We start from the raw sequence: 11,123 nt of genomic DNA, 5'->3' as shown, positions 1-11,123 counted from the left end.
AGCAGCGCGATTTATCCAGCTTGAGTCAGTCAGCTTCTCGACTGGTAAAGAAAATGAAAGATGACGATCATTTACACGAAAAAGTGAATAAAATCATAATGTTGATTGGTTGATACCCATTTGTCAAGCCTGACCCTCGGATTTGTCTTCGACTTCACAGGGGATCTTTACCCCGGTACATTTATTGTTTTGCCTGTAGTTGCAGCATGTAAATGACACACCCATTATTTTTTCCTCCTGGTGATATTTGCAGTTCCATGGTTTCTAGGCAGGTTTTCCGGCCGAGAACTTGGCGCTCCATACCTTTCCTGCTGACTGATTGATCAGGGTTTCCGCCTCTGCCGGCGAAAGTGCGGCGGAAAGTTCACTGAGCGGTGCCTGGTCAGCGGCGAAAATTGGCCTGATCTGATCCGCCTCATAAACCATTCTTTCCGTGACTTTGATATCAACCAGCCCCGCCCTGGCCAGACCGCTGATGTACTCCTCCTCGCTGATCGCGCCTGCCACGCAGGAATTGTAAAGGGATTCCAACTCCCGTAATTTCGGTGGCAGTTCCGAGACGACAATGTCTGAGACCAGCATCCGGCCGCCCGGTTTTAATACCCGGTGAATCTCGGTGAAGACCTTATCTTTTTCGGGGGAGAGATTGATCACGCAGTTCGAGATCACCCAGTCAACCGAGTTGGCGGCAACCGGCATCTCCTCGATGATGCCTTTGCGGATTTCAATATTCCTCGCTCCTGCTTTGGTGATGTTTTTCCTGGCTCTCGCAATCATTTCATCCGTCATATCAATACCGATCACCCGTCCCTTCGGCCCGACTTTTTCTCCGGCGATCAGCAGATCAAAGCCCGCGCCGCTGCCAAGGTCGAGGACCGTGTCGCCTTTTTTCACCCCGCTGAAGGCAAGGGGGTTGCCGCACCCGAATGACGTGGCGGCGGCTTCCGGGTGTGAGTGAACCTCCGCTTGACCATATCCGGCCATGGTGGCATGCGGTTCTCCCTGCCGGGGCTTTGTGCCGCAGCAGGCTGATATGCCGCAGCATGAGGGGGCTGCTTTGCCGATCGCTTTGGCATAGGCCTTTGCTACACTGTCTCTGATGCTCGCAACGTTCTTCATGATGGTTTCTCCTTTATGGTGTTGATGTGTGCCTATATGCACATAACATGGTAAAAAAAATGCGGGTTCACTCCGGCGGGCAGCAGACCGCCATGCACTCCCTGATTTCCTGAGTGATTCGTTCAAACTCATCCAGAAAGGCCCGGCAGTTGAGGGAATAATACATATGCCGGGTTTCCTTTGCCGCAATGAGGATTCCAGCCTCAGCCATCATGTTCAGGTGTCGGGAGATCACCGACCGGTCCTGGGGCAGGTGGGAGGCGATGGTGCTGATATCGGCGCGGCCGTTCAGCATCAGGAATTTGATGATCGCGGCCCGGGCCGGTTCGGTAATCGACTTGAAGACCTTTGATTCAAAGGAGGCAATCAGTCTGTCCAGTTCGGGGGGAGTATGTTGTGCCAGCGGGATGTTCATGCAGCAATATTAGTGCATGGTCATGCACATGTCAAGCGGTACAAAAAATATTGAGGGTATCATTCATCCTGTTCGGGTATAAAATTGAATAACTTGCTGAGAGTGTGACGATATATTGCTTTGCTGGTAATCATTCAGGTCGCAGGGTTTAAATATTTGTACTATGGGATCGATCTGGGTATGGGGCGTCTTTGTATTGAAAACCATTGCCGGGTAAGGGTTTGCCGCCTGATCCGGAAAATTTTGACGAGTTGGCATGCCCCTTGCTTTATAATCTAGACAAGTTTGCAATAAAGTTTCTTCCAACAACTCTCTTTCTCCACGATGGCCGGTTTCTCCTCCCCCTAGGAACCGGCCATTTCCTTTTTTGGACTCCTGATTGATGACCTGATGCAGCCGAATACCCGATGTGATATATAGATGGCATGACGATGCGTGAAAAGCGGATACCAGTGGCCCTGGCGTCCTGCCTGGATTATCAGGCGGTCCACCTTGCAGATGCTGTTGATCGGGTTGTCTCCTCGGCCGGGTTCCGGTTAAGTCGAGGGAGTGTTGTGTTGCTGAAACCGAATCTGGTTGCGGCAGGCAGCACCAATCATCTTGCCTGCACCTCGGCGCATTTTGTGGCCGCTGTTGCCCAATGGTTTCTGGATCACGGTGCGAAGGTTCGGGTTGGTGATTCTCCGGCCTTCGGGAGCGCCCGGATGGTGATGAAGGCCACCGGAATGACGGAGGCGCTTTCGCATCTTGATGTCAAAGTGGTCAATTTCAGTCGAGGGATAAAAACCGCTCTCCCCTGTGGGTTTTCGGTGCCGATAGCAGCCGAAGCCCTTGACTGCGATCTTCTGATCAATCTCCCGAAAGTAAAGGCGCACAGCCAGTTGTATGTAAGTCTGGCGGTGAAGAACTATTTCGGGGTGGTCTGCGGCTGGCGGAAGGCCCTGCACCATGCGGTCCACGGCGATATCGGGAACCGGTTCGAGTCCCTTCTGGCCGATCTGCCCGAGCTTTTTCCCGGATCATTCACGATTGTTGACGGGATCACCGCCATGCACAAGGCGGGGCCGATGCGGGGAGAACCCTATCCCCTTGGAATTGTCGGGGCAACGTTTGATCCGGTGGCGCTCGACACCGCATTGCTGGAGATTATCGGCGCTGATCCGGAGCGGTCGATCCTGATGCAGGAGCATATTCGCCGGGGCCTGCCGGGGACAGATCTGGAAAACATCACCTATCCGCTGCGCAGACCACCGGAGTTGACGGTGGATGACTTTCAGCTGCCGGACACGCTGAAGCCGGTGACCTTTCATCCATTGCGGATGGCCGTTTCCGGGTGTCGACGAATTGTTGCCGGATTCAATGACCGGTAAAGTGATTCTTGCAGACTGACTCTTTACAACTGCCGGATTTACAGATATTCTTGCACTCTTTTAAAATGCAAATCTTTCAAATAATGACTGGCCATTTATCGAGCCATTGGCAAGGAGCTGAAAACAATGCTGTTCAATCTGAAAGGAAAAGTGGCGCTGGTGACCGGGAGTTCCCGGGGAATAGGCAAGGCCATTGTGACGAGGCTTGCCGAAAACGGGGTTGATATTGTCGTCAACTATATCAGGCACCGGGGTGATGCCGAGGAGACGGCGGCCCTGATCAAAGGGAAAGGGGCGCGTTGTCTGGTGGTCAAGGCAAACGTTGCCAATGATGAAGATGTGGATATGATGTTCGAGCAGATCAGCAGTCAGTTCGGGCGGCTTGATTTTCTGATCAGCAACGCCGCTTCCGGGGTGTTGAAACCGGTCATGGAGCTGACCGGACGCCACTGGAACTGGGCGATGGATATCAATGCCCGTTCTCTTCTGACCCTCGCCCAGAAGGCAATGCCGCTGATGCCTCACGGCGGGAGGATCATTGCCGTCTCAAGTCTTGGCGCCGTCCGGGCGGTTGAGAACTATACTGCGGTGGGTGCTTCCAAGGCGGCACTGGAATCGTTGGTCCGGCATCTGGCCGTTGAACTTGGGCCGAAAGGGATTCTGGTGAACACCATCAGCGCCGGGGCCGTTGATACCGAAGCCCTGAAAAAATTTCCCAATCGTGAGCAGATCCTGGGCACCGCCCGGGAGCGTACCCCGGTCGGCCGCCTGACCACCCCTGATGATGTCGCCGATGTGGCCCTCTTTCTCTGCAGTCATCTGGCCGATATGATTCACGGGCAGACGGTTGTGGTCGATGGCGGCTACTCCATACGGGCGTAAAAGTCGAGACAGGCGCAATTGCTGCGGCGCTATGGAGTCCGGCGGATCATTAAGAAGGCAGAAGTCAGAAGTCAGAAGCCAGGAGTCAGAAGGCAGAAGTCAGAAGCCAGGAGAAAAGCTTAAAGCTGAGTTGAGCAGCTTGCCTGCTCGTACGAAACTTATACCCGAAGGGTGAAAAGCTGAGTTGAGCAGCTTGCCTGCTCGTACCGATAAGCGAACTTGTGAGACATCGAGACTTATACTCCTCAAGGGGGTACCGAAGTGAGTACCCGAAGGGTGAAATAATCAGTCGTTCTGGCTTCAGGATTCTAATCTTGGAATGCTACCATGACTTGGGACTATTTTATGACAGCAAACCAATATCTTAAGACGAGTCAGAAAGTTTGGTCATTGATATGGCCGGACTTCATGCTCCTTGCGTCTGCACCGGGCTCAACTTTTACGGATTTTATGTGATGTTTTGGTCAAATTCTCCGGCCAGCCAATTTGCTTCTTCCCAATCTTTGCAAGACTGCTTTGATGTTCAATAATCATGCTGAAATAATCCTTGCCTCAGGATCGCCCAGGAGGAAGAGATTTCTTGAGGAGTTGGGGCTTCTGTTTTCGGTGCAGGTGGCGGATGTTGATGAAACGGCGCGGCCGGGCGAGAGGCCGGAACAATTTGTCCGTAGACTGGCGCTCGAAAAGGCAGAGGCGGTTGCCCCTCTGCATCGGGAAGCCTATGTGATCGGGGCGGATACGGTGGTGGTTCTGGCGGGGAAAATACTTGGCAAGCCAGACGGTTCTGCCGAAGCTCTGACCATGCTGCAAAGTCTTTCCGGCCGGACCCACGAGGTGTGGACCGGTTTTGCGATCTGTAGAAATGGTGACAAAACCAGGGTGACCGGTGCGGTCCGCACCGAAGTGACTTTTATCGATGCTTCCGACGATCTCCTTGCCGCTTATGTGGGTTCAGGAGAACCTCTGGACAAGGCCGGAGCATACGGGATTCAGGGGCGGGGGGGGCTGCTGGTGGCAAGTATAACCGGTTCCTACAGCAATGTGGTCGGGCTGCCCATGGCGGAGCTGGTTGCCGCACTTCTTGATCTTGGTGCGATCAACCCTCTGGTGTTATCCGGGGACGGCGTTAAGGGTTTGACAAACTCTATCCCTCTGTAATATTGTGAGCGTGATTTTGTTTGGTGTAAGCCGTTCACATCCTAAAAATTATCATGGGTGAAATACAATGGGAATAACTTCGATTATCGTTCTGGCCGTGCTCATCGCCTTGTTTGTCTATGGTATCGGCATCTTCAACACGCTGGTAAGGCTCCGGAATCGTTACAAAAATGCCTTTGCTCAGATCGAGGTTCAGCTCAAAAGGCGCTATGACCTGATCCCGAATCTGGTCGAAACCGCCAAGGCCTATATGAAGCATGAGAGCGAGACCCTGGAGAATGTGATTGCCGCGAGAAATTCCGCGGCCAAAGGTCTTGCTGCTGCGGCTTCCGATCCCGGCAATGCCCAGGCAATGCAGGGTCTGATGGGCGCTGAAGGGGCGTTGGCCGGGGCGATGAGCCGGTTCAACGTGGTCATGGAGGCCTATCCGGACCTGAAGGCCAACCAGAATATGATGCAGCTCTCCGAAGAACTGACCAGCACCGAAAACAAGGTCGCTTTTTCCCGCCAGGCCTTCAACGACCAGGTGATGGCCTATAATACCTATAAGCAGTCCTTCCCGCCGGTGGTCTTTGCTGCCGCCTTCGGCCACGGTCCTGATGCCACCCTGCTTCAGTTTGAAGACAGTGCGGCAATCCAGGCGGCGCCGAAAGTCTCATTCTAGAATACGGTTTCAAGCGATGAATTTTTTCGAGGCACAGGACAACGCCCGGCAGAGTACCGGCAGAATGGTGCTGTTCTTTGTTCTGGCGGTACTGACGATCGTGCTCATGACCAACCTGCTGGTGATGGTGGTTTTCGGCTTTGTCGACACCCGGGAGGTTACTGCGGCAACCGTTCTCAGCCAGTTCGACTGGCAGGTTTTCGGGGCGATTGGCGCCGGGGTCATTGCCATAGTCACCCTGGGAAGCCTCTACAAGATCATGTCTCTTTCCGGCGGTGGCGCAAGTGTCGCCGAAATGATGGGTGGTGAGCTGATCGTCGACGGCACCGGGGACACTAACAAACAGAAGATCCTGAACGTGGTCGAGGAGATGGCCATTGCCTCGGGGTCCCCGGTGCCGCCTGTCTATCTCCTTCATGAACCGGGAATCAACGCCTTTGCCGCCGGCTATTCCACAAGCGACGCCGTGATCGGGGTCACCAGCGGGGCCATTGAAACCCTGAGCCGCGATGAACTCCAGGGGGTGATTGCCCATGAGTTCAGCCACATCCTGAACGGCGACATGCGGTTGAATATCCGGCTGATCGGGATGCTGCACGGGATACTGCTGATCGGTCTGATCGGTTATTACATCATGCGTTCCACTTCACGCTCCTCCCGGGGTTCCAAGAACAGCGGGGGAGGGATCGTCTTTCTGGGGATCGGGCTGATGATCATCGGGTACTCCGGCACCTTTTTCGGGAACCTGATCAAGGCTGCGGTGAGCCGGCAGCGCGAATTCCTGGCCGATGCTTCGGCAGTGCAGTTTACACGTAATCCGGATGGGATAGGTGGCGCCCTGATTAGAATTGGCGCATCCCAGGCCGGTTCGATTCTGGTCAACGCCAATAGTTCTGAAATCAGCCACGCCCTTTTCAGCCAGGGATTTACCGGTTTCTTCAGCTCTCTTTTTGCGACCCACCCACCCCTTGCCGAGCGGATCAGCAGGGTTCTGCCGGATTGGGACGGAAGTTTTGACTCCTCCAGAGCATCAAGGACCGTGACCGAACATATCCGGGCTCAGGAGGATGCCGATGAGCTCAGGATAAAGGCAACGATGGCGGCGGGAATTGCTGCCTCCATGCAGAATGAAACCGCATTTAAGCATATCGGTCGCCCCAATGCAGTCCATCTGGGCTATGCGCATCAGCTGATTCAGGAAATCCCGGAGCTGCTCAAAAAAGCCGCCCATAATCCCTATGCTGCCCGTGCGGTGGTCTATTTTCTGCTCCTGGATCACGATCCGGTGATCCGTGATCGCCAGCTTGAGCATCTGAGCACTGCCGCAGACCATGGTGTGTATCAGGAAACGATGAAGCTCGTGATCAAGATCGGTTCGGTGGGCCATGAGTACAGGCTGCCGCTGGTTGATATGGCCCTGCCGGCCCTCCGGCAGCTGACCCCGGATCAGTACGTGCTTTTTCAGAACAACCTTAATGCCCTGATCGAGATGGATGGACGGGTGAGCCTGTTTGAGTGGTCGATCCGCAAGATCGTGCTGCACCATCTTGAACTGGTTTTCAGCAACAAACCTGCCGGCGGCAAACATGATCTGTCAATGGAACAGGCCGGAAAATCGTGCGCTGTCCTTCTCTCGGTGCTTGCTTACTCCAGTGAACAGAAGGGCCTGAATCACCAGGAGACATTTGCCAAAGGGGCTGCAAAACTGGATGTGAAGATCCATCTCCTGCCAAAAAATGAGATCAGTCGCGACAAGCTGGACAGCTCGCTCAATGAACTGGCCGGATTGAAACCAATGGACAAGGAAAAACTCCTGAAAGCCTGCGGAGCCTGCGCCGCTGCGGATGGCCATATAGCGCCGGTGGAGGCTGAACTGGTGCGAGTGATCGCCGACACCCTGGACTGCCCGGTGCCGCCCTTTATTGTCTAGGGTCCTGTTGTCGTTGGGTAATCGTGGCAAATATTCACTGCCACAGGCATGAAGGCCATGCTGGATCACCCTTCGACACGCTCAGGGGGAACGGTATTTATCCCGCAAACAGTATTTCCGGTCATCCTGATGGTGAGCATGTCGCACTATCGAAGGATGAAGTGGTCCGAGCGATCCCATATTAACGGACAGAACCAACCAATCAGCACACTCGCCAGGGCATCTTTCAGGACATTCTGGAAAAGTCGCCGATCTTCAGGAAAAGGTGGGAAATAGAGGTCAAAAGAGCCAGGCGGTTGTTCCTGATCTTTTCGTCTTCGGCCATGACCATGACCTTGTCGAAGAACAGGTCGACCGGTTCTTTCATCTTGAGGATTACCTCCATGGCCTTCTGATAATTCTGCCCCTCAAGCAGAGGGGCTGCTTCAGAGCTTATCTCCTGCAAAGCCTGATACAGTACTTTCTCGGCAGGGTCGGTCAGTAAGGTCTGCTCAATTCTATCTGTTTTGTGGTCTTTGATGATATTACGGACCCTTTTGAATGAACCGGCCAGGATGGTAAAAGTTTCTTCACCCTGAACGGCAGCCAGGGCATCGATCCTGAGCGAGCAATCGATAATATCATCAAAATCAATCGAGGTGACCGCTTCAATGGCGGTAATCGGCAGCTCCGGGGAGACCCGGTCGTTGGTGTAGCGGCCCTTGATAAAGTCAACGACTGCGGTGAGAACAGCACCCCTCTCTTCGGTAATCCTGGCGCCGTAAAGATCGAGGGCGTGGTTGATCAGTTCGGTGAGCGAAATGCGGAAGCCCTTGTTTCTGATGATATGCAGAAGGCCAAGGGAGAGCCGTCTCAGACCGTAGGGGTCGGTGGTGCCGGTCGGTTGCTTGCCGATCCCGAAACAACCGGTGATGGTATCAATCCGATCGGCCAGGCTGACCATGGCGCCGATGGTGGTCGCCGGCAGAGCGCTGCCTGCCCGAACCGGCATGTAATGCTCGGCAATGGCGTCGGCAACTTCTGACGTTTCGCCTTCCAGCAGGGCATAGGCTTTTCCCATCAGTCCCTGCAGGGAAGGAAATTCATTGACGATTTCCGTCAGAAGATCAGTTTTGGCAAGTCTTGCCGCCCGACGGGCGTCAACTGACGAATCCGGAGCGATCTTGCCGGCCAGCCAGCCGGTGAGCGCTTCAATTCGATCGGTTTTTTCAAGCATGGTTCCGAGCCCGGCCTGGAACACAACCCCGGAAAGGTCTTTGATCCGGTCCCCCAGTTTGTGGTTCTGGTCTTCCTTGAAAAAGAAGAGGGCGTCTTCAAGCCTTGCCCGGAGAACCCGTTGATGACCTTCAACAGCGAGGCTCTGGTCACGGGTTTCGGTGTTGTTAACGGCGATGAAGTTCGGCAGCAGATTGCCTGCATCATCGACAACGGCAAAGTATTTCTGGTGTTCGCGCATCGAGGTGATGAGCACCTCTTTGGGCAGGGCCAGGAACTTGCGGTCGAAGGTGCCGCAAACCGCATGGGGCTTTTCCACCAGATTGGTCACGATGTCGACCAGGTCCTCGTCGGGGAGGATGCGGCCGCCGGCTTTTTCCGCACGGCTGGTGATCTCGGCAATAACCGCCTGCCGCCTCTCTTCGGGGTCGGCCAGAACATGGGCCTGACGAAGTTTGCCGAGATAGTCTTCCAGGCTGTCTGTCTCGAAGCTGCCGGGGGCCATGAACCGGTGCCCCCTGGTGGTGGCTCCGCTTGTCACATTATTGATGGTGCAGGGGATTGTGCTGTTGCCGTACCGGGCGAGAACCCATTGGACCGGTCTGGCAAAGCTGCTCCTGCCGCTGCCCCAGCGCATGGATTTCGGGAAAGGAATCTGGGTGATCATCTCGGTCAGGAGTTCGGGAAGCAGCTTTTCGGTGCTTTCTCCTTTTTTCTCGACCACCACCATCAGATATTCGCCTTTCGGGGTTTCGGTGATCCTGATCTCGTCCATGCTGACCCCTTTGGAGCGGGCGAAGCCTTCGGCGGTTTTGGTGGGTTTGTTGTCACCGTCGAAAGCGGCGGCCCTGGGCGGGCCGAGTATTTCCTGTCTGCTGTCCTGCTGACCGGAGACCAGCCCCTTCACGCTGATGGTCAGACGGCGGGGGGTCGCTACGGTAACTATTCCCTGGTGGGCGAGACCGAGGTCCTTCAGTTTCCGGTCCATCAGGCGGGCCATATTTTCCCGGGTAGGGGTGATGTAGCCCGCCGGAATCTCCTCGGTGCCTATCTCAAACAGTAATTCCTGCTGCATTGTCAATTCTCGTGGTTAAATGAATAAGTGTTTCATCTCTCAGGTGTTCAGGCATCAGGCCATTCGATCGTGGCAAAGGTGCTTAATCCCTCAGCCAGGTTTCTAACGGTGACCGTGAACCATCTGATGTCTTTGTTCCCGGACAGCTTTACGGCAATGGCCTTGGTGATCTGCTCAACGGAAAGATGACTGTCAGGTGTTCCGCTGATCAGGTCGGCCCAGTTTAAGTTATGCAGGGTCACTTCTTCAACCATTTTTATCAGATCTTCAATCCAGATGAAATGTCTGAACCGCAGGCAGATGTCGGCAACTCCCCAGCGCCCGAGAGACCTGGGCATGCTGTTGTCTTTCTGGCTTGCCTGGGGGGGGTAAATCGGCACCCGGGTCTCAAGGGTCAGATCATCTTCCTGGTCAAGGGACCCGTGCATCCGGCAGCTGTATTCATTGATCCCGACCCCACCCTGACCGTGTCCGGTTTTCAGGAAGTAGGGAAATTCTATCTCCATATGGGCTTCTTCGGCCTGGAGTTTTGCCTTCATCTCCTCAAGGATGAGGTGGAAGCTTTCCAGATTGATATTGCCGTGGAAACGGTTCAGGATTTCCACAAACCTGCTCATGTGGGTGCCCTTGAAGTGGTGGGGCAGGTTGACGAACATGTTGACGGTCGCCACCGTCTGCTGGTGGTGGTGGGCCTTGTCCAGAACCGAGATGGGATATGAAATGTTTTTCACGCCGACTTTCTTGATACTGATGCGGCGGTGATCGTGCTGGCTTTGGATATCTTTCATGCCTTTGTCAGGGCAGGGTAATGGCAGGTGATGAATCTGCAGTTGTCTGGAGGCGACTCCCGGGTGAAGCTTAAGTCGAGCAGCTCGTCTGCTCGTACGAAACCTATACCCGAAGAGTGAAATAGTATGGCTTATCGTCTGATATGACGCTCGACAGCCTCAAGCAGTTCACTCATATCGGCCGATTTGACGATGAAGGCATCCGAAGCCCACGATGAAAGGTCCTGTTTGAACTCCTGGTAAGCGGAACTTAAGATTACCGGCAGATCGGGAGAGGCCTCCTTGATCTTTCGCAGCACATCGATGCCGTTCATTCCGGGCATATTGATATCAAGGATCACGAGGTTTGGCTTTGTGCCTTTCAGGATGTTCAGCGCTTCCTCTCCATTCATCGCTGAAAGCACTTCGTACCCGGCATCTTCAAGTTCTTCACGGTAGAGGAGGTGGATGCTCTCTTCGTCATCAACAAGCAGAATCTTGTGCATATATGGGCCTCATTGTATTCAT

General features: G+C 54.3%; 10 protein-coding genes. 5 read left to right on the top strand and 5 right to left on the bottom strand.

Annotated elements, in window-relative coordinates; all coding sequences use genetic code 11:
- Positions 1 to 264 precede the first annotated feature (264 nt).
- Positions 265 to 1,119 (bottom strand): arsenite methyltransferase, encoded by an 855-nt coding sequence (gene arsM / locus KKG35_06405; protein ID MBU1737755.1) that lies wholly within the window; start codon positions 1,117 to 1,119, stop codon positions 265 to 267.
- Positions 1,120 to 1,186: 67 nt separating this feature from the next.
- Positions 1,187 to 1,534, bottom strand: a complete 348-nt coding sequence (locus KKG35_06400; GenBank protein MBU1737754.1) for a winged helix-turn-helix domain-containing protein — start codon at positions 1,532 to 1,534, stop codon at positions 1,187 to 1,189.
- A 425-nt stretch (positions 1,535 to 1,959) separates the two neighbouring features.
- Between KKG35_06400 and KKG35_06395 the strand changes: the two genes are divergently transcribed.
- From KKG35_06395 to KKG35_06375, 5 genes are all read left to right on the top strand, one after another.
- Positions 1,960 to 2,904 carry a DUF362 domain-containing protein gene (locus tag KKG35_06395; protein ID MBU1737753.1) on the top strand — a complete coding sequence of 315 codons (945 nt, stop codon included), beginning with the start codon at positions 1,960 to 1,962 and terminating at the stop codon, positions 2,902 to 2,904.
- 138 nt (positions 2,905 to 3,042) lie between these two features.
- Positions 3,043 to 3,786, top strand: coding sequence for an enoyl-[acyl-carrier-protein] reductase FabL (fabL, locus tag KKG35_06390; GenBank protein MBU1737752.1), 744 nt, complete (start codon positions 3,043 to 3,045; stop codon positions 3,784 to 3,786).
- A gap of 519 nt (positions 3,787 to 4,305) precedes the next feature.
- Positions 4,306 to 4,944: a septum formation inhibitor Maf gene (maf, locus tag KKG35_06385; GenBank protein MBU1737751.1), complete on the top strand. Its 639-nt coding sequence runs from the start codon at positions 4,306 to 4,308 to the stop codon at positions 4,942 to 4,944.
- A 67-nt stretch (positions 4,945 to 5,011) separates the two neighbouring features.
- The gene (locus KKG35_06380) at positions 5,012 to 5,608 is read left to right on the top strand and encodes a LemA family protein (GenBank protein ID MBU1737750.1); all 597 of its coding nucleotides are present in this window, start codon (positions 5,012 to 5,014) and stop codon (positions 5,606 to 5,608) included.
- Positions 5,609 to 5,624: 16 nt separating this feature from the next.
- Positions 5,625 to 7,538, top strand: a complete 1,914-nt coding sequence (locus KKG35_06375; GenBank protein ID MBU1737749.1) for a M48 family metallopeptidase — start codon at positions 5,625 to 5,627, stop codon at positions 7,536 to 7,538.
- A 226-nt stretch (positions 7,539 to 7,764) separates the two neighbouring features.
- On the opposite strand, the gene glyS is transcribed toward KKG35_06375, so the two are convergent.
- The 3 genes from glyS to KKG35_06360 all read right to left on the bottom strand — a co-directional run bounded on the left by glyS (position 7,765) and on the right by KKG35_06360 (position 11,101).
- Complete coding sequence (glyS, locus tag KKG35_06370) at positions 7,765 to 9,828, bottom strand: glycine--tRNA ligase subunit beta (protein MBU1737748.1); 2,064 nt, start codon at positions 9,826 to 9,828, stop codon at positions 7,765 to 7,767.
- A gap of 47 nt (positions 9,829 to 9,875) precedes the next feature.
- Positions 9,876 to 10,616, bottom strand: a complete 741-nt coding sequence (locus KKG35_06365) for a GTP cyclohydrolase I FolE2 (protein ID MBU1737747.1) — start codon at positions 10,614 to 10,616, stop codon at positions 9,876 to 9,878.
- A 131-nt stretch (positions 10,617 to 10,747) separates the two neighbouring features.
- Positions 10,748 to 11,101: a response regulator gene (locus tag KKG35_06360; protein ID MBU1737746.1), complete on the bottom strand. Its 354-nt coding sequence runs from the start codon at positions 11,099 to 11,101 to the stop codon at positions 10,748 to 10,750.
- Positions 11,102 to 11,123 lie beyond the last annotated feature (22 nt).

The sequence above is a fragment of the Pseudomonadota bacterium genome (assembly GCA_018823285.1).
GTDB lineage: Bacteria > Desulfobacterota > Desulfobulbia > Desulfobulbales > JAGXFP01 > JAHJIQ01.
The sequence above is the reverse complement of the archived record's forward strand: the minus strand, read 5'-3'. Positions and strand labels throughout refer to the sequence as shown.

Bases quoted from the DNA above. Each gene is read 5' to 3' on its own strand.
- glyS (MBU1737748.1), bottom strand. From the start codon at position 9,828: ATGCAGCAGGAATTACTGTTTGAGATAGGCACCGAGGAGATTCCGGCG.
- KKG35_06375 (MBU1737749.1), top strand. From the start codon at position 5,625: ATGAATTTTTTCGAGGCACAGGACAACGCCCGGCAGAGTACCGGCAGA.
- KKG35_06395 (MBU1737753.1), top strand. From the start codon at position 1,960: ATGACGATGCGTGAAAAGCGGATACCAGTGGCCCTGGCGTCCTGCCTG.
- maf (MBU1737751.1), top strand. From the start codon at position 4,306: ATGTTCAATAATCATGCTGAAATAATCCTTGCCTCAGGATCGCCCAGG.
- arsM (MBU1737755.1), bottom strand. From the start codon at position 1,119: ATGAAGAACGTTGCGAGCATCAGAGACAGTGTAGCAAAGGCCTATGCC.
- KKG35_06360 (MBU1737746.1), bottom strand. From the start codon at position 11,101: ATGCACAAGATTCTGCTTGTTGATGACGAAGAGAGCATCCACCTCCTC.
- KKG35_06365 (MBU1737747.1), bottom strand. From the start codon at position 10,616: ATGAAAGATATCCAAAGCCAGCACGATCACCGCCGCATCAGTATCAAG.
- KKG35_06380 (MBU1737750.1), top strand. From the start codon at position 5,012: ATGGGAATAACTTCGATTATCGTTCTGGCCGTGCTCATCGCCTTGTTT.
- KKG35_06400 (MBU1737754.1), bottom strand. From the start codon at position 1,534: ATGAACATCCCGCTGGCACAACATACTCCCCCCGAACTGGACAGACTG.